Origin of the sequence: Cryobacterium sp. Sr3 (genome assembly GCF_004402835.1) — a bacterium.
Taxonomy (GTDB): Bacteria; Actinomycetota; Actinomycetes; order Actinomycetales; family Microbacteriaceae; genus Cryobacterium; species Cryobacterium sandaracinum.
Genome location: NZ_SOFA01000042.1, coordinates 60,769 through 84,982, shown reverse-complemented (window position 1 = coordinate 84,982; position 24,214 = coordinate 60,769). Strand labels below are relative to the sequence as shown.

Sequence of the window (24,214 nt, the reverse complement as noted above, 5' to 3'; positions counted from 1 at the left end):
ATGCGTCACGGTGTGCGGGTGGGAGTCGACGTCGGGAAAGCCCGGATCGGCCTGGCCCGCAGCGACGCGCACGGCCTGCTGGCAATCCCGGTCGAGACCGTGGGCCGCGACCACTCCGGCAGCCTGGACGTGGCCCGGATCGTGGCTGTGGTGGCCGAGCTCGACGCCGTTGAGGTGGTGGTCGGGCTGCCGCTCGCGCTCTCCGGCAACCGCACGGCGTCGACCAACGATGCGGTGGGGTTCGCCGAGCTGCTGGCCCGGTCCCTGGCCGTTCCGGTTCGCCTGGTCGATGAGCGCCTTTCCACCGTCGCGGCGCAGTCGGTCCTGCGCTCCGCGGGGCGGAAGGCCAAAACCCAAAAACCCGTGATCGACCAAGTCGCCGCGGTCATCATCCTCCAGCATGCCCTCGACACCGAACGCACCCTGGGCACACCCGCCGGCACCGCCGTCGATCTCGTGCGCGACCAGTTTCCAGCCGGGTCCCCGCCAGCTGCCGCACCGAATGAAGGGCAGCCTCAACGATGACACCGCCTCCCGCCGACAGCACCGGAGCCCCGGCCGAGCCGGGCGACCCGACAAGCCCCATCGACCCGGCGGACCCTCTCAGTTCGCGTCGGGCCATCCGTGAGTCACGGGGCGAAGGCACCCGGTCCAGTCGTCGCGCCCTGCTGGACTCCGCTCCGGTGCCGCAGAAGAGGGGCCGCCGGGGCACCTGGGGCTGCCTGATCGTCTTCCTGATCCTGGCCGGACTCGCCGGTGCCGCCGCCCTCCTGCTCCAGGAGCCGATCGGTACCGTGATCGGCATGGTGCAGGGCCCGGCGGACTACGACGGCGCCGGAGGCGACGAGGTCATCGTGATGATCCACGACGGTGAAACCGGTCAGGACGTCGCGAACTCCCTCCTCGCCCAGGACGTGGTGAAGAGCTACGACGCGTTCTACGAGGTGCTCCGCGCGGAGAGCCCGGCACCCGTCTTCCAGCCCGGCGCCTATCGTTTGGCCGGCAAGATGAGCGGCCGTGCCGCCCTCGACGCCCTGCTCGACCCGGAAAACAAGCTCGAACAGACCGTGGTGATACCCGAGGGAACCACGACTGCCTCGGTGCTCCAGCTGATCAGCGAGGGCACCAGCATTCCCTTGGTCGATCTCGAGGCCGCGGCCGCCGACGTCGAGCCCTACGGCCTGCCGGGCGAGGCAACCACCCTCGAGGGGTTCCTGTTCCCGGCCACCTACACGTTCCCCCCGGAGACCACGGCGCCCGAGGCCATCCGCACGCTCGTCGACCGACAGTTCGAGGCTCTCGACGCTGCCGAGGTCGCGCCCGAGAACCGCTGGAAGACCATCGTTGTCGCGGCCCTGATCCAACGCGAAGCGGGGCTCACGGAGGATTTCTACAAGGTTTCGCGCGTGTTCCTGAACCGGCTCGACCCGGCAAAGTGGCAGAGCGGGCTCCTGCAGTCCGACGCTACCGTGGCCTACGGGACCGGGGCGACCGACCGGGTGAAGACAACGGATGCCGAACGCGCCGACGCCGCCAACGCCTACAACACCTATGTGCACCCCGGGCTTCCCGTGGGGCCGATCTCGAACCCCGGCGACATCGCGATCGACGCCGCCGTGAACCCCGCCGACGGCACCTGGCTGTACTTCGTGTCCTGGAACCTCGACACGGGGGAGACGATCTTCTCCACCACGATCGCGGAGCACGACGCCGCCGTGAACAAATGGCTGGCCTGGATGGACGAGCACCCCGAATATGGTTGAGCCCGAAGCATCCGTGCCGGCCCCCGCCCGTGACTCTGCCCGCGTGCGTCGTCTCGCGGTGCTGGGCTCGCCCGTCGAGCATTCCCTCTCCCCGGCACTGCACCGGGCCGCGTACCAGGCGCTCGGCCTGGACTGGCGCTACGCCGCCGTGCGGGTGCCGGCGGGCGGACTGCCGGACTTCCTCGCGTCCCGGGGCGCAGACTGGCGCGGCCTCTCCCTCACGATGCCCCTCAAGCACGAGGTCCAGGCGCAGCTCGACGGCATCGACCGGGTCGCCGCTCAGACCGGCTCCGTCAACACGGTGCTGTTCGGTGAAGCCGACGGCAGGCGAACGTTGCAGGGTTTCAACACGGACGTCACCGGCCTGGTGCGTGCCCTTGCCGAAGCCGGAGTGCGCCGCGCGGTGCACGTGTGCCTGCTCGGCGCCGGCGCCACCGCGGCATCCGCCCTGGTCGCCGCGGCTGAGCTGGGCGCGGAGCTGGTCGACGTGCTCGTGCGTACCCCGGCGAAGGCGGCCGATCTGGTCGAACTGGGGCAGAGCCTCGGGGTCGTGGTACGGGTATACCCGCTCACCGACCTGCCCGACCCTGCCCGCGTCAGCGAGCTGGTGATCAGCACCCTGCCCGGGGGCAGCGACCCGGGCGCCGAGTTTCCCGCCGGGCTGCGCCGGCAGGCGCTCCTGTTCGACGTCAGCTATTCCCCCTGGCCCAGCGCCCTCGCCCGGTCCTGGTCGTCGGTGGGCGGCACCGCGGTGTCCGGAGAGGGGATGCTGCTGCACCAGGCCCTGATCCAGGTGCGCATCTTCGTCTCCGGCAACCCGTTCGAGCCGCTCCCGAATGAGGACGTGGTGCTGCACGCCATGCGCGGCGCCCTGACCGGGAAGGCTGTGACAGGATAGTGGTCATGCTTCGTTGGCTCACCGCCGGAGAGTCTCACGGCCCCGAACTCATCGCCATTGTCGAGGGTTTGCCCGCTGGAATCCCGGTTACTCTAGATGCGATCCGCCTCGACTTGGCACGCCGCAAACTCGGCTACGGCCGAGGCGCGCGCCAGAAGTTCGAGCAGGACGAACTGAACATCTCGGGCGGCGTGCGCCACGGCCTCACCATGGGCGGACCGGTTGCCCTGCGGATCGGTAACACTGAATGGCCCAAGTGGGCCGAGGTGATGAGTCCCGCACCGGTGGAGACCACGTCCGCGCGCGGACGCGGCGCCCCCCTGACTCGTCCCCGGCCCGGCCACGCCGATCTGGTCGGCATGCAGAAGTACGGCTTCGGCGAGGCCCGCCCGGTACTGGAGCGCGCCAGCGCCCGGGAGACCGCGGCACGCGTCGCGCTCGGCGCCGTCGCCCGGTCGTTCCTGGCCGAGCTCGGCATCACCCTGGTCAGCCACACCCTGTCGATCGGGCCGGTTCGCGTGCCCGTCGACGCCCCGCTACCGCTACCCGGCGACGTCGACGCCCTCGACGCCGACCCGCTGCGCTGCTTCGACGCCGTCACCTCCGCCCGGATGGTGGCCGAGGTCGACCTGGCCCACAAGGAGGGCGACACCCTCGGCGGGGTCGTCGAGGTGCTGGCCTACAACCTTCCTCCCGGACTCGGTTCGTTCGTGCACTGGGATCGCCGCCTCGATTCGCAGCTGGCGGCCGCGCTGATGGGCATCCAGGCCATCAAGGGGGTCGAGGTCGGGGACGGTTTCCTGACCACCACCCGGCGCGGCTCGGAGGCGCACGACGAGCTTGTGCAGGCCGACGGTCGCATCCAGCGGGTCAGCGACCGGGCCGGCGGCACCGAAGGCGGCATGAGCACCGGAACCGTGTTGCGCGTGCGCGCCGGCATGAAGCCCATCTCCACGATCCCGCGCGCCCTCCGCACGGTTGACGTGGCCACGAGCGAGGCTGCCCCCGCGCACCACCAGCGGTCGGATGTCTGTGCCGTGCCGGCCGCCGGCGTGGTCGCGGAAGCCATGGTCGCTCTGGTGCTGGCCAACTCGGTCCTGGAGAAGTTCGGTGGTGACTCCATCGTGGAGACGCGCCGCAACCTGGATTCCTACCTGGCCGGAATGCCGGCGAATCTCCAGACGGGCGCGTCCAGCGACGCTTCCCTTTAGAGGCGCCGGAGAATCACAATGGCCGCGCCGACGCATCCGATCCTGCCCCTCGTCTTCATCGGTCCCATGGCCGCCGGCAAGACCAAGATCGGCCGGAAAGTGGCGAAGTCCCTCGATGTGCCGTTCATCGACACCGACCACCGGATCGTCGCCCTGCACGGGCCGATCACGGACCTCTTCGGGCAGCACGGTGAAGAGCACTTCCGGGTGCTCGAACGCCAGGCCGTGGTGCAGGCCCTCACCGAGCAGGCCGTGGTTTCGCTCGGCGGGGGAGCCGTGCTCGACGAGGAGACTCAGGCCGACCTTGCTGAGTGCTCCGTGGTGTACCTGAGCGTGTCCGCTCGAGCCGTCGGGGCCCGGATCGGCGGGGCGAAACGGCCGCTGCTCACGGGCGGAATCGCCGATTGGAAGCGCATCTACGCCCTCCGGCGCCCGATCTATGAGGCGCTGGCCGGCATCCGTTTCGACACCTCGCACCGTCCCCTGGGCGCCATCGCTGATGACGTCGTGAAATGGACCAAGAAAAGATCATGACCGGAGCACCTGTGCCTGATTCCACCGAGCCCGCCACCACCGTTATCACGGTTGCCGGCGCCGACAGCTACCCCGTTCTGATCGGTCGCGGCCTCGTCGACGACGTCGTCGAACAGCTCGGCCCGAAGGTGGCGAAGGTGCTCATCGTGCACACCTCACACCTGGGCGCCCGCGCCGTCGCCCTGCGCGAGAGCCTGCTCGGCAGATTCGAGGTGCTGATCGCCGAGGTGCCCGACGCCGAGGCTGCCAAGCGCGTCGAGGTGGCCGCGTTCTGCTGGCAGGTCATGGGTCAGGCCGACTTCAGTCGTACGGATGCCGTGATCGGCTTCGGCGGCGGCGCCGTCACCGACCTGGCCGGCTTCGTCGCCGCGACCTGGCTCCGTGGCGTGCGCCTGGTGCAGATCCCGACCAGCGTGCTCGGCATGGTCGACGCCGCCGTCGGCGGCAAGAACGGCATCAACACCGCCGAGGGCAAGAACCTTGTCGGCACCTTCTACGCGCCCGCCGCCGTCATCTGCGATTTGGACGTGCTCGACGACCTGCCGCGTAACGAGATCCTGGCCGGCTTCGCCGAGATCGTGAAGGCCGGGTTCATCCAGCTGCCCGAGATCCTGGACATCGTCGAAGCGGATGTCACGGCCGTCACCGACCCGCACACCCCGCAGTTCCGGCGCGTGCTCGAACTCGCGATCGGGATGAAGGCCCGGGTCGTGGGGGAAGACTTCAGGGAGTCCGGCCTGCGTGAGATTCTGAACTACGGGCACACCCTCGGCCACGCCGTCGAGCACGCCGAACGCTATGGCTGGCGGCACGGGGCGGCCGTTGCCGTCGGCATGATGTTCGCGGCGGAGGTCGCCCGGCTGAGCGGCCGGCTCTCGGACGAGGCCGTCGACCGGCACCGTCGCATCCTCGAATCGCTCACCCTGCCCACCACCTATCCGGTCGGCCGCTGGAGCACCCTGCTCGCCACCATGCAGCGCGACAAGAAGACCCGCAGCGGCATGCTGCGATTCATCGTGCTCGACGACATCGGGAAGCCGACCGTGCTCGAAGGACCGGACTCGTCGTTGTTGTTCGCCGCCTACCAGGAGATCGGCTCCTAACTATTCGCGCCGCATCCGTGGGCCCAGACTGATTCCCAGACCGGCGCAGCCGGTCGCCGCTGACCGAAGCTGTTCGGAGGCTTCAGGACGAGTCCGTGGTTCGTCCGTGCGGCCGGCGAGAGCGGAGGCGGAGACTTCGCGGACCTGACGGCGGCCCAGGAGGCGGCAGTCACGGAACGGTTCGTCGGTCCGGGCGTGCGCAAGCTGGTGCAGGAGTCCTGGCAACGGTCGCTCGCCCTCAGCCTTGATTCGCTGAGGCTCGTCCACTAACACGAACTCAGCTCCGACGAGCTGCGCGACCGGCATCCGCTGGCCGCCGTGCTCCCGGTCGTGCACAACCTGCTCATCCGGCACGCCTTTCACTCCGGCCTGATCGTGGCCATCGGTGACGAGTTCGGTCGCCCGCTCTGGATCGACGGTGACCGAACCGTGCGGAGTAAGGCGGAGGGGATGCTGTTCGTCGAGGGGTCGGACTGGTCCGAGCGCCGGGTCGGCACGAGCGCGCCGGGCACGGCCCTGGCCCTCGATCACGGAATCCAGATTCAGCGGGCCGAGTATTTCAACCAGTTGGCGCATCCGTGGAGTTGCACGGCCGTGCGCATCCCCGACCCGCATTCCGGCTCCATCCTCGGCGTCATCGACATCACGGGCGGCGACGAGGCGGTGGCCCCGCAGACTCTCCCGCTCGTGGCGGCGGCCGTCGCGGCCCTGGAAGCGGAACTGCGCATCCAACGACCGGCTCTCGCTGCTGCTCACCGACCAAACCAACGCGGTCGACAACCTGCGTGCCGAGATGGTGCGGCTACGCGGGGTGCTGTAGCAGACCAGCCCCCGTGGCGGCATCGCCTCCCGGCCCTACCGGCTCGAGACATCCGTCGAACTGGACGCCCAGCGCGTGCTGGCATCCCTGGAGCCCGGCACGCACCGGGTGGCGTTGGGGGCCTACCGGGGGCCCGTGCTACCGAGCTCGACCGCGCCGGGAATCGTCCAGATCCGCGCCGGGATCTCTGCGCGGCTGCGGCAGGCCATGCTCAGCGACGCGTCCGCCGAACTCCTGCTGGAGTACGCCCGCACCGACGAGGCGACCTACGACGCTGAGGTCTGGCGCGCGTGCCTCGAACTGCTGCCGGCGCGGTCGCCGAAGCGGGCATCCGTGGTCGCCCGATTGAACCGGATCGCGGACGAGTTGCGCCGCGACGGCTCCGCGGCCCCGCCCGCAATATCCCGCAACGCTGAAGCAACGTTCTCCTTCCTCGGATCAAGGTCCAGGTCCGCGTCCCGCGGTTCCACACCGACGACGTCGTCGACGAGGAGACATCATGACCGTCTATTCCAACCCCGGAACACCGGGCGCCCTCGTCACCTTCAAGCCCCGCTACGAGAACTGGATCGGCGGCGAGTGGGTCAAGCCCGTCAGGGGCCAGTACTTCGAAGACATCTCACCCGTCAACGGGAAGCCGTTCGCCGAGGTGGCCCGCGGCACCGCGGAGGATATCGAACTGGCCCTGGACGCCGCGCATAGTGCAGCGCCGGTGTGGGGCAAGACCTCGTCGACCGAGCGCGCGGCCGTGCTCAACAAGATCGCCGACATCATCGGTGCGAACCTCGACCTGCTCTCGGTCGACGAGACCTGGGAGAACGGCAAGCCGGTGCGCGAGACGTTGAACGCGGACATCCCGCTCTGTTCCGACGACTTCCGCTATTTCGCTGCCTCCATCCGCGCCTAGGATGGCGACCACGCCGAGCTGGGCGGCGACATGGTCTCCGACCAGTTCCACGAGCCGCTCGGCGTCGTCGGGCAGATCATCCCGTGGGACTTCCCACTCCTGATGGCCGTCTGGAAGCTGGCCCCGGCCCTGGCCGCCGGCAACGCGATCGTGCTGAAGCCGGCCGATCAGACCCCGGTGTCGATCCTCGTGCTGATCGAACTGATCGGCGATGTGCTGCCGACGGGAGGGCTCAACGTCGTCAACGGTTTCGGCATCGAGGCCGGCAAGCCGCTCGCGTCGTCCAACCGTATCCGCAAGATCGCGTTCATGGGAGAGACCTCGACCGGGCGTCGGATCATGCAGTACGCGAGCTCCAATATCATCCCGTCGACCATGAAGCTCGGCAGAAAGAGCCCCAACATCTTCTTCGGCGACGTCGCCCAGGAGAAGGATGCGTTCTACGACAAGGCCCTGGAAGGGTTCGTGCTCTTCGCGTTCAACCAGGGCGAGGTGTGCACCGCGCCCAGCCGGGCGGTGCTGCAGAAGCCGATCTACGATGACTCCCTGAGCGACGCCGTCGAGTTCACTCTCCTCCACCGCTCCCTCCCGAGCCCGGCCCTGTGGACGGGGACCGCGACGGATGTCCGCGCGTCCAGTCTGGGTGGCATGACAACCCCTCTGCGCGTCGAAGACGCTGCCCCAGTGACCACGACCGAGCAGGCGCGAGACCGGGTGGCCGACCTCGTCGGCCACGCGATTAGCCGCCAGCTCTGGTTCATGCTGCTCGACGCCTGCGGGCGGCAGATTCCCCTGCTGATTCCCGTCGACGACATCCCGCTCCGTCCGAAACCCGGCGGTGCCGCCGTCATGGCCGCGGCGGTCGGTCGGCTCCTGTCCGAGCACGGCCCGTGCGGCAGCGTCATCCTCACCCTCGAGCGACCGGGCACCGCGGCGCTGACCGCGCCCGACCAGGCCTGGGCCCGGGAACTCGCCGAATCCTTCGGCAAAGTGGTGCGCATCACGGGCATGTTCGTCGCCCACGACGAGGGCGTCTGCGAACTCCCGGCCACCGTCGTGGATGCAGTGGCAGACTGACAGGATGATGATCAGCGGTGAGCGATTGGAAAGTGTCAACGTCTGTGTTGCCGGCCGGGTGGGCGCGGGGCCGGGCGATGCCTGAACGCACCCTGATCCTGTTGCGGCACGCCAAGTCGGACTGGGCGGGCGGCCAGGCCGACGTCGACCGGCCGCTGGCAAAACGTGGGGTACGGCAGGCGCCGCTCACCGGAGCGTGGCTGTCCCACAGCGGCTACCGCATCGATCTCGCGGTCGTGTCACCGGCGGAGCGCGCGCGGGCCACCTGGGACCTCGTGGCGGCCGAGTTCGAGAGCACTCCGCCGATCCGTGTCGAACATGCGGTGTATGCCACCTCGGCCGGCGAACTGCAGAGCATTGTTCGGGCGCTGCCGGGCACCATGCACACCGTCGTCCTGGTGGGCCACAATCCCGGCCTCGAGGATCTGGCCACCGCTCTCGCCGGCACGACCGTGTCCCTGCCGACCTCGGCTTTCGCCGTGATCGGCTGGGAGGGTCCCTGGTCGTCCGCCGGAGAGTCCCCGGCGGCCCTCCTGGCCCAGGGCCGGCCGCCCAGGGTGAACGCGCCTCCTCGCTAGCGGCGCAGGGCTGCCTGAACGCGCCGAGAAAGAGGACGACCGCGGCGGCAACCGATCCCGTGGTCAGGCCGCGGGGCACGCCACGACGTTCCAGGGCGTTGCGGAGCGTCGGGAAGCGCTGGGGAGCGCGCCAACGGATGCCGGTGCTCTCGCGCCGGGAGGCACTCGAGGGTGCCAGCGCTGGCATCTGCTTTTGACTCGTCGTCTCGTCGTATCCGGCTTGTGCGACGCTGGCCAGAGGGCGCTTTTTCGCCGACGTAGTCCCACGCAGCGCGGCCGAATGGAACGAACGAATTCGACGGAGATTTTGCGCAATCTGGCACGGTTTGGCCGGTTTGGGACGCGTGGGGCCAAAATCTCCGTCGAATTCGCCCGAGACTGGGGGTCTGGTATTGGGGCAAGGGCAAGGGCGGGGGCGGGGGCGGGAACGGGATCGGCGGGGGCGGTGTCGGGGCGGCGGGTCAGCCGCCGAGCCAGGACCAGTGGCTGAGCGGCCAGTTGATCACGAACGCCCGGCCGACCACATGGGAGACGGGCACGAATCCGTTGCCGGGTGTGTCTGTGTGCAGCCGGCTGTCCGCCGAGTTGTAACGGTTGTCGCCCTCGACCCAGAGACCGCCGGCCGGCACGGTCACGGAAAAGTCGTACTCCGACGTTCGGATGGCCCCGGGCGGCAGCTTGAGGTAGGGCTCGGTGATCGGCTCGCCGTTGACGGTAGTGCTGCCCGCCGCGTCGCAACAGGCCACATCGTCGCCGGGGAGGCCGATGACGCGTTTCACGAGGTGGTCATCGGAATCCGGAACCCGGAGGCCGGCCTCAGCGGCGAGCCACTGGATGCCGTCGACAACGGTGTTCCCTGCCTCGATCGGGGCCGGAGCGACCGGACCGAGCCATCCGCCGGGATCCCTGAAAACGACGATGTCGCCGCGATCGATGTCGACGACGTCGGGGACGAGCTCGTTCACGATAATGCGGTCGTCGATCTGCAGGGTGTCCTGCATCGATCCGGTCGGGATGTAGAACGTGCGGATCAGGAAGGCCTCGGTCAGAAACGAGACGACCAGGGCGCTGGCCAGGATGACGAGGAGGTTTCGGAGGACGCGACGCCTCCGTGGTCTGCGGGCGTTGGCGCTACCCGACGCAGATCCTCGCCAGGCGGCGCGGGGCCGACGACCCGCGCTTTCGTGGTCTGTCAATTTCTCCCCTGACGTGACGCGTGGTGGGCCAATTCGACCGATGCAGGGCGACTGCAAGGCCAGAATGAGCAGAACGCTGTTGCACCCCTGTCGCCACGGGGATGACGGTTCGGAGACAGGCGCTGGCCTCAGTGCGTGCGGCGGCTGCGTGGGCTGACGTTGGAGCGCAGAGAGTCAACCATTTTCCGGGCCTCGTCCTCCGTGCAATAGGTCTCCGGCGACGGGATGCTCTGCCCGTTGTCCGCGGAGAAACAGAATCGGTAGCGGCCCGACTGGTCCCGATAGATGGTGAATCTTCCGGCCATGTCACACCCTTGTTCTTGGCCTGGCGCCGACCAAACGACCGGCTTCGACACCCTACCGCCCTGGATCAGCGCCGGATAGAGGCGCCGCGACGCGCGCCAGTGTGATGTCGGCCGGCACGGGTCGTGCACAGATTCGGCGGCATATGATTGATCACGACCGACGACCCGATGGGACCCCTTTCCGCATGACTGCGCGCGTACCATTCTTCGTTCGCAATCGGGTGGACGGCACCGACGGGGCTCTCGCCGGCCGGGCCGACGGCACGGGCATCCGTGACACGGTCACGCTGTACTACTCCCTGACCAAACCCGGCGTTCTCTACGGCAACGCGTTGACGGCCGCGGCGGGCTTTCTACTCGCGGCCCGGGGCCAGGTGGATCTTTTCCTGTTCGCGGCTCTCTGCCTGGGCACCACGCTCGTGATTGCTTCGGCCACCGTGCTCAACAACGTGCTCGACCGCGACATCGACACGGTGATGGAACGCACGAAGAAGCGGGCCACGGTCACCGGCCGCATCGGCGTGCGGAACGCGGTCACCTTCTCAAGCCTGCTGTTCGTTTTCGGCATGGCGACGCTCATCGCCTGGACGAACTGGCTCGTCGTCGCCGTCGGCCTGGTCGGCTTCCTCGTCTATGTCGTGCTCTACGGCATGCTGTCCAAGCGCATGTCGATCCACGGCACCCTGGTCGGCAGCGTCTCGGGCGCAGCGCCCATTCTGGCCGGCTACGTCGCCGTCACCGGCGCCATCGACATCGCAGCCGTGCTCGCCTTCCTGGCCGTGTTCCTCTGGCAGATGCCCGAGTTCTACTCCATCGCCATCTACCGCCACGACGAATACGCCCGTGCCGGCGTGCCCGTCATTTCCGTGGTGCGGGGCGTCCCGAACACCACAGTTCAGATCCTCGTCTACACGGTCGGATTCGTTGTCTCCACCCTCCTCTTGTCGGTATTCGGCTACGTGGGCTACGTCTATACGGCGGTCATGGGCGTGCTCGGCGCTTACTGGATCTGGCTGGGTGTCATCGGCCTGCGCGCCGCCGATCCCGCCGCCTGGGCCAGGCGGATGTTCCGCTACTCGCTGGTGATGATCCTGGTGTACTGCGTGATGATCTCGGTCGGGCCGATCCTGCCCTGATCCTGCCCTGGCCTTCGGCGCCCGCGTACTCCCTTAGGCTGTGGGAATGAGTACAGTTCTCGTTCTGAACGGCCCGAACCTGGGGCGGCTCGGCAGTCGCGAACCCGACGTTTACGGGTCGGCCGATCTCGATCAGCTGCGCGCGATGCTGACGCGGGCCGCCCCGGCGGGGACGACGGTCGACGTGCGCCAGACGGATGACGAGGCCGAGCTCATCCACTGGCTGTACGAGGCCGTCGACGAGCGCATCCCCGTCATCCTGAACCCGGCGGCGTTCACGCACTACAGCTACGCGCTGCGGGATGCCGCCGCTCTCGTGACGAAGGCCGGCGTCACCCTGGTCGAGGTGCACCTGTCCAACCCGCACGCCCGGGAAACGTTCCGCCACACGAGCGTCGTCAGCGCCGTGGCCACCGGGGTGATCGCCGGGTTCGGCTTCGATTCCTACCGTCTGGCCCTGGACTTCATCGCGAGGTCGGTGCCGGCAACCGCCTGACCGGCCGGGTCTCGCGCCTTTGGTGCGCGGGCTGCGGGCAACTACACTCGATGATGGCCGATTCGGCCGCGCACCTTTCTAATTGAACCCAGTGAACGGAACACATTTTCATGGCATCAACCGCCGATATCCGGAATGGCGTCGTGCTCAACATCGATGGCCAGCTGTGGGCAGTCACCGATTTCCAGCACGTCAAGCCGGGCAAGGGCGGCGCCTTCGTCCGCACCAAGCTGAAGAACGTCGTGACGGGCAAGACCGTCGACCGCACCTTCAACGCCGGCGCGAAGATCGAGACCGAGAACGTCGACCGCCAGGACTTCCAGTACCTGTACGCGGACGGCGACTCCTACGTCTTCATGGACGTGTCCGATTTCGATCAGCTGCACGTTCCGGCCGTCGTTGTGGGCGACGCCGTCAACTTCATGCTCGAGAACCAGAACGTGACGATCGCCCTGCACAACGGCAACCCCCTCTACGTCGAGCTGCCGGCCTCCGTCGTTCTCGAAATCACCTACACCGAGCCGGGCCTTCAGGGCGACCGCTCAACCGGCGGCACCAAGCCCGCCACCGTCGAAACGGGCTTCCAGATCCAGGTTCCCCTGTTCCTCGAGCAGGGCACCCGAGTCAAGGTCGACACCCGCACCGGGGACTACCTGGGCCGCGTCAACTAGTGAGCGCTCGGACCAAGGCGCGCAAGCGTGCGATCGACATCCTGTATGCCGCAGACGTGCGGCAGAGCACCATCCCGGAGTCGCTCGCCCTCGAGGCGCAGCGCGCTGCGAGCGAGCCGGCCCGGATGGCCTCCTGGCTCTACGCCCGGGACATCATCGACGGCGTCGTGGATCACCGCGAGGAGATCGACGAACTCATCGAGACGTACTCGCAGGGCTGGACGCTGGCTCGCATGCCCGTCCTCGACCGCGCCATCCTGCGCATCGGCATCTGGGAGATCCTCTTCAACGACGCCGTCCCGCACGCTGTCGCCATCGACGAGGCGGTCGAGGCCGCCAAAATCCTGTCGACGGATGACTCGGCCGGATTCGTGAACGGACTCCTCGGGCGCATCGCCCAGACCGCACCATCCGCGTAATCCGTTCTGCCAGGGGGGGAACGCATGACCAACACCGAGCCCGCCCCGCCCCGCGCCCCGGAGCCGTATCCGCCCGCCTACGGACAGTCGCCCTTCCCGGCGGCGCCGAAGACGAACACACTGGCGATCATCTCCCTGGTGTCGGCGTTCTTCGTGTCCCTGGCGGCCGTGATCACCGGGCACCTCGCCCTGGGGCAGATCAGGCGCACCCATGAGGGCGGCCGAGGTCTGGCGATCACCGGGCTCGTTCTCGGCTACGTGGGCATCGCCGCCACCACCCTGGCGCTCGTGATCGCCCTCGTCGTCACCGCGACCGTGATTCCGCTCATCGCGGCGGCCGTGAACGGAGCCGTGGGCGACCAGCCGTGGAGTTCGTCCACGAGCGAGCCGCAGGCGGATGAGGCGAACGGGGATGCGTCGCAGGAAGCCCTGCCCACCGGCACCGTCGGTGCGGCCCACTTCGACGACGGCTACCTGTCGGTCGGCACCGGCGCCGCGCTCGTCGACGTCTACTTCGACCCGATGTGCCCGTACTGCCGGCAGTTCGAGGAGACGAACGGCGGCGAGCTGGCTGCCTTCGCCTCTGACGGGACCATCACCCTGCGGCTGCACTCGCTCACTTTCCTCGACCGGGTCTCGCAGGGAACGTCCTACTCGACCAGGGCATCCGCCGCGCTTACCTGCCAGGCCACCCTCAACCCGGAGAACCTGCTCGCCTACCAGGCGGCCCTGTTTGCGAACCAGCCCGCCGAGAACACCGTGGGGCTCGGCGATCCGGAGCTTGCGGCCCTCGTCGACAACCCCGTCGACATCGACGACTGCCTCGCGGCCGGCGAGTACCAGGCCTGGTCCCGGGCCAACACCGAGCAAGCCCTGAACGGCGTGATTGCGGATGCCGAGATCACCCGGATCCGGGGCACGCCGACCGTGCTCGTCAACGGCAGGGTCTACGACGGCGGACTGACCGACCCGGCGGAATTCCTGGACTTCCTCAGTAGCAACTCGGTCGGCTGAGCTCAGCCGCGAAGGTCTCAGGTGGAGACCGTGATGCCGGCAACGGTGCCGGCGATGAAGGATGGCCAGGCCGAGCGCATAGGGGTGGTGCCCTGCAGCTGCAGGGTGACGTCGAGGTCCGTGAATGCCCACCGCTGGCTGCTGACGGCCGGGGCGCTCACCTCGGACGCGGACGGGGATGGGCCCGGGGACCTCTCGATGTTCTTCTCGCTGCCATGGGGCGACATGGCGTCGTCCTCCCTCGCCTGGGGCCGGCAACCAATCAAGGTCGGCAGCCACTTCGGCGCCCCTGGGGGCGGTTAGGCCCAGCACGAGGGAGCCCGCGTCGGGTGCTAGTGTAAAATCCGGAAATGACATCCTTTAACAGCCGTCCGGTGAGGCGGGGAAGGAGGTCGGGTTGATGGCACGCACCGTGTTGAACCAGGCTGATATCGCTCGAGCGTTGACTCGGATCTCCCACGAGATCCTGGAGTCCAATCGAGGCGCCGAGAACCTTGTGATCCTCGGCATCCCCACTCGCGGGGTCGTTCTGGCCCGGCGCATCGCCGAGACCATCGCGCGCATCGAGCCCATGGCGACGGATGTCCGGGTCGGCTCCCTCGACGTCACCATGTACCGCGATGACCTCGGCCACACCCGCACCCGCACGCCGACCCGCACCCTGGTGCCCGGCAGCGTCGACGGCGTCACGGTGGTGCTCGTCGACGATGTGCTCTACTCGGGCCGCACCATCCGCGCCGCCCTCGACGCACTCGGCGACCACGGGCGGCCGACCGTCGTGCGCCTGGCGGTGCTCGTGGACCGCGGCCACCGCGAACTGCCGATCCGGGCCGACTTCGTGGGCAAGAACCTGCCCAGCTCCACCGCGGAACGCATCAACCTGCACCTGCTCGAGGTCGACGGCGACGAGTTCGTCAGCATCGACGGCGGACCCCTCGAAGGCGCTGACGAGGGGGTCGCGTGATGAGGCACCTCCTCTCGACCAAGGGCATGAGTCGCGACGAGGCGATCCTGCTGCTCGACATCGCCGAGGACATGGCTGATGTCGCCAACCGCGAGGTGAAGAAGCTGCCCACCCTGCGCGGCAAGACCGTGGTCAACCTGTTCTTCGAGGATTCGACGCGGACCCGGATCTCCTTCGAGGCCGCCGCGAAACGGCTGAGCGCGGACGTGATCAACTTCAGCGCCAAGGGCTCGAGCGTGTCGAAGGGCGAAAGCCTCAAGGACACCGCTCAAACCCTCGCCGCGATGGGTGCCGACGGGGTCGTCATCCGCCATCCGGCCTCCGGGGCACCCCACGTGCTGGCCGAAAGCGGCTGGATCGACGCCGGCATCATCAACGCGGGCGACGGCACCCATGAGCATCCGACCCAGGCGCTGCTGGACGCGTTCACCATCCGTCGTCGGCTGCACCAGGGTGCCGCGCGCGGTCGGGACCTGGACGGCGTCACGGTCACCATCGTCGGTGACATCCTGCACTCCCGGGTGGCCCGCTCGAACCTCTGGCTGCTCACCACGCTCGGCGCGCACGTGAGCCTGATCGCTCCGCCCACCCTGCTGCCGATGGACATGAGCGGTTGGCCGGCCGAGTCGGGCTTCGACCTGGACGCGGCCATCGACGCCGGGCCCGACGTGGTGATGATGCTGCGCATCCAGCAGGAACGCATGGACGCCGCTTTCTTCCCGAACAGCCGCGAGTACTCGCGCCGCTGGGGCCTGGACGATGAGCGCTTCGGCCGTCTGGCCCCGACTACCATTGTGATGCACCCCGGCCCCATGAATCGCGGCTTGGAAATATCTTCAGCGGCGGCCGATTCGGCCGGCTCAACCGTGCGCGAACAGGTCGCAAACGGGGTTTCAGTGCGGATGGCGGCACTGTACCTGCTGTTGTCCGGCGATCGGGAGGATTCATAGATGTCCAGCGACAGCGCGGCCAGCACGCCGTACCTGATTCGAGGTGCGACACTCGCGGACGGCACCCGCACTGACCTTATCCTCGCCGACGGCAAGATTGTGGAGATCGGTTCCAAGCTTTCTGGTGCCGGCGCAACCGTCGTCGACGCGGCCGGCCTGATCGCTCTGCCCGGCCTGGTCGACCTGCACACGCACCTGCGCGAACCGGGCTTCGAACAGAGTGAAACCATCCTGACCGGCAGTCAGGCCGCGGCCGTGGGCGGCTTCACCAGCGTGTTTGCGATGGCCAACACCTCGCCCGTGCAGGACACCGCCGGCGTCGTCGACCAGGTTCTCGCCCTCGGTGAGCGCGCCGGCTATGTCACCGTGCAGCCGATCGGCGCCGTCACCGTCGGGCTTGCGGGGGAGCGCCTGGCCGAACTGGGCGCCATGGCCACCAGTCGTGCCCGGGTTCGGGTCTTCTCCGACGACGGCTTCTGCGTCTCCGACCCGCTGTTGATGCGCCGGGCCCTCGAGTACGTGAAGGCGTTCGACGGCGTTGTCGCCCAGCACTCCCAGGAACCGCGCCTGACCGAGAAGGCGCAGATGAACGAGGGGGCACTCTCAAGCGAACTCGGGATGGTCGGCTGGCCCGCGGTCGCCGAGGAGTCGATCATCGCCCGCGATGTGCTGCTCGCCGAGCACGTCGGGTCGCGTCTGCACGTGTGCCACGTGTCGACGGCCGGCTCGGTCGACGTCATCCGCTGGGCCAAGGCCCGCGGCATCCAGGTGACCGCCGAGGCCACCCCGCACCACCTGCTGCTCACCGAGGACCTGGTCGTCGGCTACGACGCCCGGTTCAAAGTCAACCCGCCGCTCCGCCGCCGCGAAGACGTCGAAGCCCTGCGCGCCGGCCTCGCCGACGGCACCATCGACATCGTTGCCACCGACCACGCCCCGCACCCGGTCGAGGCGAAGGACTGCGAGTGGGACGCCGCGGCGAACGGCATGGTCGGCCTCGAATCCGCCCTCTCCGTGGTGCACGCGGCCGTCGTCAACACCGGGCTGCTCGACTGGACGGACATCGCTCGCGTGCTTTCCAGCAGCCCCGCCCGGATCGGCCGGCTCGCCGGCCAGGGCCAGGGTCTGCTCGTCGGGGCTCCCGCCGAGCTCACCCTCTACGATCCCGCCGCGAGCCGCGTCTTCGAGCGCGGCAACCTGGCCGGCAGGAGCGCCAACTCGCCCTACCTGGCGATGACCCTGCCGGGTCGGGTGCTGGCCACATTCCACCGGGGCTACGCCACGGTTCTGGACGGTGCGCTGCGGCCCGCCGACGAGATCGCGGCACTCGAGGAGCGAACCCATGGCTAGGACCATCGCCACCGTCATCACCGTCGCCGTGCTGCTCGGCCTGCTCGGCCTCATGCTGCGCAGCTGGCGGGGCCGCAGCCGCCGGGACGCCGCCCTGCCGGCCGGCTACCCGCTGCCCGTCGACGCGGCACTAGAGCTGGCCTCCGCCGCCGTGTTCTACGTCGCCACGACCCTCCGCGCCCAGCCGCTCGAACGCCTGAACATCCCTGGCCTGGGTTTCCGGGCCCGGGCCCGCCTGACCGTGACCGACGCGGGTCTGATCCTGGCCCTGGCCGGCGAGGAGGCGGTGTTCATCCCTGCCTCGGCCATCGCCGTGCTGGAAGACGCCACCGTGGCAATCGACCGCGCCGTCGAGACCGACGGCCTGCTGCTGCTCGGCTGGCGGCTGCCCGGCGCCGACAGACAGATCGTCGACAGCTATTTCCGAATCCTTGACCCATCCGACCGCGTCAGCGTGAACGACGCCATTCGAACCATTGCGGCCGACGCCCGGCGCCCGGCCGCGCGCGATGAAAGCGAGGCGTAGCGTGAGCAACGCAACGACCCCCGACCGACCGACTCCTGCCGTGCTCGTACTCGAGGACGGCCGCCGCTACGAAGGCCGTTCCTACGGCAGCGTGGGGCAGACCCTCGGCGAGATCGTCTTCGCCACCGGCATGACCGGCTACCAGGAGACCCTCACCGACCCGTCCTACGCCGGGCAGATCGTGCTGATGACGGCGCCGCACATCGGCAACACGGGTGCCAACGACGAGGACATGGAATCCCGCCGCATCTGGGTCTCCGGCTTCGTCGTGCGCGAGCCTGCCCGCATGGCCTCCAACTTCCGGTCCACCCGCAGCCTCGATGACGACCTGACGGGCGGGGGAGTGGTCGGGATCAGCGGTGTCGACACGCGTGCGATCACCCGTCACATCCGCTCGTCCGGGGCCATGAAGAGCGGGATCTTCTCCGGCGACCGTTTCGGCCTCTCCGATGGCGAGCAGCTCGAGCTGGTGCGTGCCGGCGCCGGCATGCGTGGCCGCAACCTGTCCGATGAGGTCTCCACGGTCGAACCGTTCTCGGTGCCCGCGCAGGGCGAGCGCATCGGCTCGGTCGCCGTGCTCGACCTCGGGGTCAAGACCTCCACCCTGGGCCACCTCGCCGCGCGCGGCTTCGAGGTGCTGGTGCTGCCCCAGTCAGTGACCGCCGAGCACGTGCTGTCCCTCACCCCGTCGGCCCTGTTCTTCTCCAACGGCCCCGGCGACCCGGCAGCCTCCGACCTACACGTGAACCTCCTACAGGAGGTGCTGCGAGCCGGTGTGCCCTACTTCGGGATCTGCTTCGGCAACCAGCTGCTCGGCCGCGCCCTCGGCTTCCGCACCTACAAGCTGCCATTCGGGCACCGGGGAATCAACCAGCCCGTGCTCGACAAGACCACCGGCCGGGTGGAAATCACCTCGCAGAACCACGGGTTCGCCGTGGACATGCCCATCGAGGGAGTGCATGAGTCCCGCACCGGCTTCGGCCGGGTGGAGGTGAGCCACTACAGCCTCAACGACCAGGTGGTCGAGGGCATCCGCTGCCTCGATATCCCCGCTTTCTCGGTGCAGTACCACCCGGAGTCGGCGGCCGGCCCACACGACGCCGAGTACCTTTTCGATCGGTTCAGGGATGTGGTGGTCGCGCATCGTGCGGCCACCGGAGCAGGAGACGCCAAGTAATGCCCAAGCGCGACGACATCAACAGCGTTCTCGTCATCGGATCGGGTCCGATCGTGATCGGCCAGGCCTGCGAGTTCGACTATTCCGGAACTCAGGCCTGCCGGGTGCTGCGGGCCGAGGGGGTCAGGGTCATCCTGGTCAACTCCAACCCGGCCACGATCATGACCGACCCCGACTTCGCCGACGCCACCTACATCGAGCCGATCACCCCGGAGATCCTCGAGACGATCATCGCCAAGGAACGCCCCGACGCGATTCTGCCGACCCTCGGCGGGCAGACAGCGCTGAACGCCGCCATCCAGCTTCACGAGCGCGGCATCCTGGCCAGGTACGACGTCGAACTCATCGGTGCCTCCTTCGACGCCATCCAGAAGGGTGAGGACCGCCAGATCTTCAAGCAACTGGTGCTGGACACGGGCGCCGGCGTCGCCCGGTCCTACATCGCCCACACGGTCGAGGAGGCCGTCGGCTTCGCCGAGGACCTCGGCTACCCGCTCGTCGTGCGCCCCTCCTTCACCATGGGCGGCCTCGGCTCCGGCTTCGCCTACACCGAGCCGGAACTGCGCCGCATCGTCGGCGACGGGCTGCACCAGAGCCCCACCAGCGAGGTCCTGCTCGAGGAATCCATCCTCGGCTGGAAGGAATTCGAGCTCGAGATGATGCGCGACACGGCCGACAACACGGTCGTCGTGTGCTCGATCGAGAACGTCGACCCGGTCGGCGTACACACCGGCGACTCGATCACCGTCGCCCCGGCGCTGACCCTGACCGACCGTGAGTACCAGAAGCTGCGCGACATCAGCATCGACATCATCCGCGCCGTGGGAGTGGACACCGGCGGCTGCAACATCCAGTTCGCGATCAACCCGGCCGACGGTCGCATCATCGTGATCGAGATGAACCCGCGCGTGTCCCGCTCCTCCGCCCTGGCGAGCAAGGCGACGGGCTTCCCGATCGCCAAAATCGCCGCGAAGCTCGCGCTCGGCTACCGGCTCGACGAGATCCCGAACGACATCACCGGTGTCACCCCGGCCAGCTTCGAACCCACCCTCGACTACGTCGTGGTCAAGGTGCCCCGGTTCGCGTTCGAGAAGTTTCCCGCCGCCGACCAGCGCCTGACCACCACCATGAAGTCCGTGGGCGAGGCGATGGCCATCGGCCGCAGTTACGCCTCCGCGCTGCAGAAGGCGCTCCGCTCGCTCGAGAAGCGCGGTTCGTCGTTCCACTGGGGAGCCGAGACCCGCACGGTCGACGAGTTGCTCACGGTCGCCGAAGTACCCACCGACGGCCGGATCGTCACCGTGCAGCAGGCGCTCCGCAAGGGTGCCACCACCGAGCAGGTTTTCGACGCCACCAAGATCGACCCGTGGTTCATCGACCAGATCGTGCTGATCAACGAGATCGCGGACGAGATCGCCGCCGCCGAGCGCCTCGACACAGACATCCTCCGCACCGCCAAAGACCACGGCTTCTCCGACGCCCAGATCGGCGAGCTTCGCGGCTTCGGCGAAGCGGATGTGCGCACGGTGCGCCACATCCTCGGCGTGCGCCCGGTCTTCAAGACCGTCGACACGTGCGCGGGGGAGTTCCCCGCACTCACGCCGTACCACTACTCCAGCTACGACCAGGAGACCGAGGTCGTGCCCAGTGACCGCAAAAAGGTCGTCATCATCGGCTCCGGCCCGAACCGCATCGGCCAGGGCGTCGAGTTCGACTACTCCTGCGTGCACGCCTCGTTTGCCCTCTCCGAGGCTGGCTACGAGACCATCATGATCAACTGCAACCCGGAGACGGTCTCGACCGACTACGACACCTCCGACCGGCTCTACTTCGAGCCGCTCACCCTCGAGGACGTGCTCGAGGTCATTCACGCAGAAAGCCAGAGCGGCGAGCTCGTCGGCGTGGTCGTGCAGCTGGGAGGCCAGACCGCGCTCGGCCTCGCCAAGGGCCTCGAGGCCGAGGGCATCCCGATACTCGGCACCACCCCGGAGGCCATCGACCTGGCGGAGGAGCGCGGACTTTTCTCCGGCATCCTCGACCAGGCCGGCCTGCTCGCCCCCCGCAACGGCGTCGCCACCGACTACGCCGGCGCTGTGGTCGTTGCCGAGGAGATCGGCTATCCCGTGCTCGTGCGCCCGAGCTACGTGCTCGGCGGCCGCGGCATGGAGATCGTCTACGACTCCGCAGCGTTGGCCGACTACTTCAACCGGATGGCCGGACAGGGCATCATCGGCCCGTCGCATCCGCTGCTCGTGGACCGGTTTCTCGACGACGCCATCGAGATCGACGTGGACGCCATCTACGACGGCACCGAGCTCTACATCGGCGGCGTGATGGAGCATATCGAGGAGGCCGGGATCCACTCCGGCGACTCGAGCTGCACCCTGCCTCCGGTCACCCTCGGCCGTGCGGAGATCGACCGCGTGCGCGAGGCGACGCTGGGCATCGCCCGCGGCATCGGCGTGCGCGGCCTGCTCAACGTGCAGTTCGCGATCGGCGCCGGCGTGCTCTACGTGCTCGAAGCGAACCCGCGCGCCTCGCGTACGGTACCGTTCGTGGCCAAGGCCCTCGGCATCACCTTGGCCAAGGCCGCCGCGCTGATCATGGTCGGCAAGACCATCGCCGAACTCAAGGCCGAGGGCAAGCTACCTCTGATCGACGGCTCGCGGGTGCCGATGGATGCTCCGGTCGCCGTGAAGGAAGCCGTGCTGCCGTTCAACCGGTTCCGCACGCCCGAGGGTCTCGTCGTGGACTCCGTGCTCGGCCCGGAGATGCGCTCAACCGGTGAGGTCATGGGCATCGACCGCGACTTCCCGCGGGCCTTCGCCAAGAGCCAGCTCGCCGCCTACGGCGGAATCCCGCTCACCGGCACCGTGTTCGTGTCGGTCTCCGACCGGGACAAGCGCGCGATCATCCTGCCCATGCTGCGCCTCCAGCAGCTCGGCTACTCGATCACCGCCACGGAGGGGACCGCCGAAGTTCTGCAACGCAACGGCATCCGCGCCGCCATCGTCACCAAGTTCAGTGAGAAGGCCGACGAGGCGGACGTGTCGATCGTGGAACTGATCCGCCGCGAAGAGGTGCAGATCGTCATCAACACCCCCGGCGGTCGCACCGCCCGAGCCGACGGCTACGAGATCCGCGCGGCCGCGGTCGCCGCGGACCTGCCGCTGTTCACCACCATCGCCGAGTTGAGCGCCGCAGTGGCCTCGATCGACGCGATTCGCGGCGGCTTCGAGGTGACCTCGCTGCAGGACTACGCCCTCACCCGGACGGCGGCCCTGTGAGCCGCGCGCACGAACAGGACGGGTCGACCGCAGCGGTCGGCCCGGCCGCACCGGCCGCCTTCGGCGACCGGCTGGGTGATGTCTTCTCGGTCCGGGGACAAGTCTGCGTCGGCATCGACCCGCACACCTGGCTCCTGACCGACTGGGGTCTGCCGGACACGGCCGCCGGGGCGGAGTCTTTCGGCCGCCAGGTCGTGGCCGCCGCTGCCGGCCAGGTCGGCCTGGTGAAGCCCCAGGTGGCCTTCTACGAGCGTTTCGGCTCCGCCGGGTACCTCGCCCTGGAACGGGTGCTGGCGGATGCCCGCGCCGCCGGACTGCTCACGATCGCGGACGTCAAGCGCGGCGACCTCGGTACCAGCGTGGAGGCGTACGGCCAGGCCTGGCTGAGCGAGGAGTCCCCCCTGGAGGTCGACGCCATCACCGTGAACGCGTATATGGGCGTCGGGTCGCTGGAACCGGTGTTCCGCCTTGCAGCCCAGACCGGCAAGGGGATCTTTGTGCTGGCCGCCACCTCGAACCCCGAGGCGGCGGCGCTTCAGCGGGCCGTGATCGCCGAGGGGAATCAGACCGGCCAAAGCGTCGCCCAATCCGTCTTCGGCGCCGTGACCGAGCGGAATGCCCGGTCCGGGGCTTCCTCTCTCGGCTCGGTCGGGGTGGTGCTCGGCGCCACACTGGACCTGGCCACGTTCGGACTGGACCTCTCCGTGGCGCCCGCCCGCGGTCTCACCCCCATCCTCGCTCCCGGCTTCGGCCACCAGGGCGCGCAGGTCGCCGATCTGAAGAACTTGTACGGGGGGTACGCGGAAGGCGTTATCGTGAGTGAATCGCGCAGCGTTCTAGAGGTCGGCCCCGACCGAATCAAACAAGCGATTGCGCGCCGAGTAGTTGAAGCAGGAGCTGCCCGTGGCTGAGAATCGCCCCACCCCACCCGACGTCGATCGGGTTGCCGCCTCGCGCGCCGCCGTGGCGGCTCGCCGCGCACGCTCCGCAGTTAAAAGCCAGATTGCGCAGGGAAAACGTAGCGCGCTCGACGTGTTGTCCGCCGCGACCGAGAGCCCGGACGGCGTCGAAGGGCGCCTGCGGGTGACCGAGTTCCTGATCAGCATTCCGGCGATCGGCGTCACCAAGATGCACCGAATCATGGGGCGGCTCGAGATCTCGCCGTCGAAGCGATTGGGGGGGCTGGGCAAGCACCAACGCGATCGGTTGCGAGATTTTCTCACCACGCGCACCGTCGCGAGGCGCGGCGATTCCTCCGCGAAGCTTGTCGTGCTGGCCGGTCCCACCGCGGTCGGCAAGGGAACCGTCGCGGCGCACATCCGTCAGCATCACCCGGGCGTGCACCTGTCGGTGTCGGCCACGACCCGGGCACCTCGCCCAGGCGAGACCGCGGGCGTGAGCTACTTCTTCGTCGACGACGCCGAATTCGACCGGATGGTCGCGGCCGGCGACCTGCTCGAGTGGGCGACCGTGCACAACGCGCACCGCTACGGCACCCCGCGGGGTCCAGTCACGGAGGCCTTGAACGAGGGTCACAGCGTGCTCCTCGAGATCGACATCCAAGGAGCCCGGGCCGTTCGCCGGGCCATGCCGGAGGCCAGACTGGTCTTCCTACTTCCGCCGAGCTGGGACGAACTGGTGCGCCGGCTGATCGGTCGGGACACCGAGGCGCCCGCCGAACAGGCCCGCCGGCTCGAGACGGCCAAACTCGAATTGGCCGCCCAGGGGGAGTTCGATTATCGGGTCGTAAACCACGACGTGGGCGAAGCGGCGCGCGAGGTCGTAGACTTGATGAATCTGCGTACGGCGCCGTTGCTGCCGTAGCGCCCGTT

Annotated in this window: 24 protein-coding genes and 1 pseudogene; 21 read left to right on the top strand and 4 right to left on the bottom strand. The window is 68.6% G+C overall.

Annotated features, from left to right (window positions below):
* Genes ruvX through aroB form a run of 6 tightly spaced genes read left to right on the top strand, consistent with a single transcriptional unit; the run spans window position 1 to window position 5,509 of the window.
* A complete protein-coding gene (ruvX, locus tag E3N94_RS14105) occupies window positions 1–525 on the top strand; it encodes a Holliday junction resolvase RuvX (protein ID WP_174720173.1) in 525 nt (174 codons plus the stop codon).
* On the top strand, window positions 522–1,763 hold the full coding sequence (gene mltG / locus E3N94_RS14100) for an endolytic transglycosylase MltG (protein WP_134371527.1): 1,242 nt from the start codon (window positions 522–524) through the stop codon (window positions 1,761–1,763). Before ruvX ends, mltG begins: the two co-directional genes overlap by 4 nt.
* Window positions 1,756–2,661: a shikimate dehydrogenase gene (locus E3N94_RS14095; RefSeq protein WP_134570435.1), complete on the top strand. Its 906-nt coding sequence runs from the start codon at window positions 1,756–1,758 to the stop codon at window positions 2,659–2,661. The genes mltG and E3N94_RS14095 overlap by 8 nt, the downstream gene beginning before the upstream one ends.
* Window positions 2,662–2,666: 5 nt before the next feature.
* Window positions 2,667–3,872 (top strand): chorismate synthase, encoded by a 1,206-nt coding sequence (gene aroC / locus E3N94_RS14090; RefSeq protein WP_104171053.1) that lies wholly within the window; start codon window positions 2,667–2,669, stop codon window positions 3,870–3,872.
* Window positions 3,873–3,890: 18 nt separating this feature from the next.
* Window positions 3,891–4,406 (top strand): shikimate kinase, encoded by a 516-nt coding sequence (locus E3N94_RS14085; RefSeq protein ID WP_174720172.1) that lies wholly within the window; start codon window positions 3,891–3,893, stop codon window positions 4,404–4,406.
* Window positions 4,403–5,509 (top strand): 3-dehydroquinate synthase, encoded by a 1,107-nt coding sequence (gene aroB / locus E3N94_RS14080; protein WP_104100503.1) that lies wholly within the window; start codon window positions 4,403–4,405, stop codon window positions 5,507–5,509. Before E3N94_RS14085 ends, aroB begins: the two co-directional genes overlap by 4 nt.
* Here the strand turns inward: aroB and E3N94_RS14075 are convergent, their stop codons facing one another.
* Window positions 5,510–6,265, bottom strand: a complete 756-nt coding sequence (locus E3N94_RS14075; protein ID WP_134570434.1) for a hypothetical protein — start codon at window positions 6,263–6,265, stop codon at window positions 5,510–5,512.
* Window positions 6,266–6,828: 563 nt separating this feature from the next.
* Here E3N94_RS14075 and E3N94_RS17310 point away from each other — a divergent pair.
* Together E3N94_RS17310 and E3N94_RS14065 are read left to right on the top strand one after the other, a co-directional pair.
* A pseudogene (locus tag E3N94_RS17310) lies at window positions 6,829–7,797 on the top strand (aldehyde dehydrogenase family protein); the annotation flags it as partial.
* Window positions 7,798–8,390: 593 nt separating this feature from the next.
* Complete coding sequence (locus tag E3N94_RS14065; protein WP_134420611.1) at window positions 8,391–8,891, top strand: histidine phosphatase family protein; 501 nt, start codon at window positions 8,391–8,393, stop codon at window positions 8,889–8,891.
* Between the two features lie 461 nt (window positions 8,892–9,352).
* On the opposite strand, the gene lepB is transcribed toward E3N94_RS14065, so the two are convergent.
* Both lepB and E3N94_RS16655 read right to left on the bottom strand, forming a co-directional pair.
* Window positions 9,353–10,087 carry a signal peptidase I gene (lepB, locus tag E3N94_RS14060; protein WP_134570433.1) on the bottom strand — a complete coding sequence of 245 codons (735 nt, stop codon included), beginning with the start codon at window positions 10,085–10,087 and terminating at the stop codon, window positions 9,353–9,355.
* 128 nt (window positions 10,088–10,215) lie between these two features.
* Window positions 10,216–10,392, bottom strand: coding sequence for a DUF1508 domain-containing protein (locus E3N94_RS16655; protein ID WP_166784711.1), 177 nt, complete (start codon window positions 10,390–10,392; stop codon window positions 10,216–10,218).
* Window positions 10,393–10,577: 185 nt separating this feature from the next.
* Here E3N94_RS16655 and cyoE point away from each other — a divergent pair, with 185 nt between their 5' ends.
* The 5 genes from cyoE (at window position 10,578) to E3N94_RS14030 (ending at window position 14,128) form a co-directional block, all read left to right on the top strand.
* Window positions 10,578–11,528 (top strand): heme o synthase, encoded by a 951-nt coding sequence (gene cyoE, locus E3N94_RS14050; protein ID WP_166784712.1) that lies wholly within the window; start codon window positions 10,578–10,580, stop codon window positions 11,526–11,528.
* Between the two features lie 46 nt (window positions 11,529–11,574).
* Complete coding sequence (locus E3N94_RS14045; RefSeq protein ID WP_104100508.1) at window positions 11,575–12,024, top strand: type II 3-dehydroquinate dehydratase; 450 nt, start codon at window positions 11,575–11,577, stop codon at window positions 12,022–12,024.
* Window positions 12,025–12,134: 110 nt separating this feature from the next.
* Window positions 12,135–12,695, top strand: coding sequence for an elongation factor P (gene efp / locus E3N94_RS14040; protein ID WP_104100509.1), 561 nt, complete (start codon window positions 12,135–12,137; stop codon window positions 12,693–12,695).
* Window positions 12,695–13,114, top strand: a complete 420-nt coding sequence (nusB, locus tag E3N94_RS14035; protein WP_104100510.1) for a transcription antitermination factor NusB — start codon at window positions 12,695–12,697, stop codon at window positions 13,112–13,114. Before efp ends, nusB begins: the two co-directional genes overlap by 1 nt.
* A gap of 24 nt (window positions 13,115–13,138) precedes the next feature.
* Complete coding sequence (locus E3N94_RS14030) at window positions 13,139–14,128, top strand: DUF4190 domain-containing protein (RefSeq protein WP_134420605.1); 990 nt, start codon at window positions 13,139–13,141, stop codon at window positions 14,126–14,128.
* Window positions 14,129–14,145: 17 nt separating this feature from the next.
* Here the strand turns inward: E3N94_RS14030 and E3N94_RS14025 are convergent, their stop codons facing one another.
* Complete coding sequence (locus E3N94_RS14025) at window positions 14,146–14,355, bottom strand: hypothetical protein (protein WP_134342462.1); 210 nt, start codon at window positions 14,353–14,355, stop codon at window positions 14,146–14,148.
* A 170-nt stretch (window positions 14,356–14,525) separates the two neighbouring features.
* Here E3N94_RS14025 and pyrR point away from each other — a divergent pair, with 170 nt between their 5' ends.
* Genes pyrR through gmk form a run of 8 tightly spaced genes read left to right on the top strand, consistent with a single transcriptional unit; the run spans window position 14,526 to window position 24,206 of the window.
* Window positions 14,526–15,092 carry a bifunctional pyr operon transcriptional regulator/uracil phosphoribosyltransferase PyrR gene (gene pyrR, locus E3N94_RS14020; RefSeq protein WP_134342461.1) on the top strand — a complete coding sequence of 189 codons (567 nt, stop codon included), beginning with the start codon at window positions 14,526–14,528 and terminating at the stop codon, window positions 15,090–15,092.
* On the top strand, window positions 15,092–16,042 hold the full coding sequence (locus tag E3N94_RS14015) for an aspartate carbamoyltransferase catalytic subunit (RefSeq protein ID WP_104100514.1): 951 nt from the start codon (window positions 15,092–15,094) through the stop codon (window positions 16,040–16,042). The genes pyrR and E3N94_RS14015 overlap by 1 nt, the downstream gene beginning before the upstream one ends.
* Window positions 16,043–17,392: a dihydroorotase gene (locus tag E3N94_RS14010; protein WP_134342460.1), complete on the top strand. Its 1,350-nt coding sequence runs from the start codon at window positions 16,043–16,045 to the stop codon at window positions 17,390–17,392. It begins immediately after the preceding gene.
* Window positions 17,385–17,918 (top strand): hypothetical protein, encoded by a 534-nt coding sequence (locus tag E3N94_RS14005; protein WP_104194880.1) that lies wholly within the window; start codon window positions 17,385–17,387, stop codon window positions 17,916–17,918. Before E3N94_RS14010 ends, E3N94_RS14005 begins: the two co-directional genes overlap by 8 nt.
* A 1-nt stretch (window position 17,919) precedes the next feature.
* On the top strand, window positions 17,920–19,095 hold the full coding sequence (gene carA / locus E3N94_RS14000) for a glutamine-hydrolyzing carbamoyl-phosphate synthase small subunit (protein ID WP_233191353.1): 1,176 nt from the start codon (window positions 17,920–17,922) through the stop codon (window positions 19,093–19,095).
* Window positions 19,095–22,382 (top strand): carbamoyl-phosphate synthase large subunit, encoded by a 3,288-nt coding sequence (carB, locus tag E3N94_RS13995; RefSeq protein ID WP_104100517.1) that lies wholly within the window; start codon window positions 19,095–19,097, stop codon window positions 22,380–22,382. Before carA ends, carB begins: the two co-directional genes overlap by 1 nt.
* The gene (pyrF, locus tag E3N94_RS13990; RefSeq protein ID WP_174720170.1) at window positions 22,379–23,293 is read left to right on the top strand and encodes an orotidine-5'-phosphate decarboxylase; all 915 of its coding nucleotides are present in this window, start codon (window positions 22,379–22,381) and stop codon (window positions 23,291–23,293) included. Before carB ends, pyrF begins: the two co-directional genes overlap by 4 nt.
* Window positions 23,286–24,206, top strand: a complete 921-nt coding sequence (gene gmk, locus E3N94_RS13985) for a guanylate kinase (protein ID WP_134570432.1) — start codon at window positions 23,286–23,288, stop codon at window positions 24,204–24,206. Before pyrF ends, gmk begins: the two co-directional genes overlap by 8 nt.
* Window positions 24,207–24,214 lie beyond the last annotated feature (8 nt).

Excerpts from the sequence above, each read along its gene's own strand:
- E3N94_RS14015 (WP_104100514.1), top strand. The coding sequence starts at position 15,092 with ATGAGGCACCTCCTCTCGACCAAGGGCATGAGTCGCGACGAGGCGATC.
- E3N94_RS14010 (WP_134342460.1), top strand. The coding sequence starts at position 16,043 with ATGTCCAGCGACAGCGCGGCCAGCACGCCGTACCTGATTCGAGGTGCG.
- E3N94_RS14005 (WP_104194880.1), top strand. The coding sequence starts at position 17,385 with ATGGCTAGGACCATCGCCACCGTCATCACCGTCGCCGTGCTGCTCGGC.
- aroC (WP_104171053.1), top strand. The coding sequence starts at position 2,667 with ATGCTTCGTTGGCTCACCGCCGGAGAGTCTCACGGCCCCGAACTCATC.
- E3N94_RS14030 (WP_134420605.1), top strand. The coding sequence starts at position 13,139 with ATGACCAACACCGAGCCCGCCCCGCCCCGCGCCCCGGAGCCGTATCCG.
- aroB (WP_104100503.1), top strand. The coding sequence starts at position 4,403 with ATGACCGGAGCACCTGTGCCTGATTCCACCGAGCCCGCCACCACCGTT.
- cyoE (WP_166784712.1), top strand. The coding sequence starts at position 10,578 with ATGACTGCGCGCGTACCATTCTTCGTTCGCAATCGGGTGGACGGCACC.
- mltG (WP_134371527.1), top strand. The coding sequence starts at position 522 with ATGACACCGCCTCCCGCCGACAGCACCGGAGCCCCGGCCGAGCCGGGC.
- efp (WP_104100509.1), top strand. The coding sequence starts at position 12,135 with ATGGCATCAACCGCCGATATCCGGAATGGCGTCGTGCTCAACATCGAT.
- E3N94_RS16655 (WP_166784711.1), bottom strand. The coding sequence starts at position 10,392 with ATGGCCGGAAGATTCACCATCTATCGGGACCAGTCGGGCCGCTACCGA.
- ruvX (WP_174720173.1), top strand. The coding sequence starts at position 1 with ATGCGTCACGGTGTGCGGGTGGGAGTCGACGTCGGGAAAGCCCGGATC.
- E3N94_RS14085 (WP_174720172.1), top strand. The coding sequence starts at position 3,891 with ATGGCCGCGCCGACGCATCCGATCCTGCCCCTCGTCTTCATCGGTCCC.
- E3N94_RS14045 (WP_104100508.1), top strand. The coding sequence starts at position 11,575 with ATGAGTACAGTTCTCGTTCTGAACGGCCCGAACCTGGGGCGGCTCGGC.
- E3N94_RS14065 (WP_134420611.1), top strand. The coding sequence starts at position 8,391 with ATGCCTGAACGCACCCTGATCCTGTTGCGGCACGCCAAGTCGGACTGG.
- E3N94_RS14095 (WP_134570435.1), top strand. The coding sequence starts at position 1,756 with ATGGTTGAGCCCGAAGCATCCGTGCCGGCCCCCGCCCGTGACTCTGCC.
- carB (WP_104100517.1), top strand. The coding sequence starts at position 19,095 with ATGCCCAAGCGCGACGACATCAACAGCGTTCTCGTCATCGGATCGGGT.
- E3N94_RS14025 (WP_134342462.1), bottom strand. The coding sequence starts at position 14,355 with ATGTCGCCCCATGGCAGCGAGAAGAACATCGAGAGGTCCCCGGGCCCA.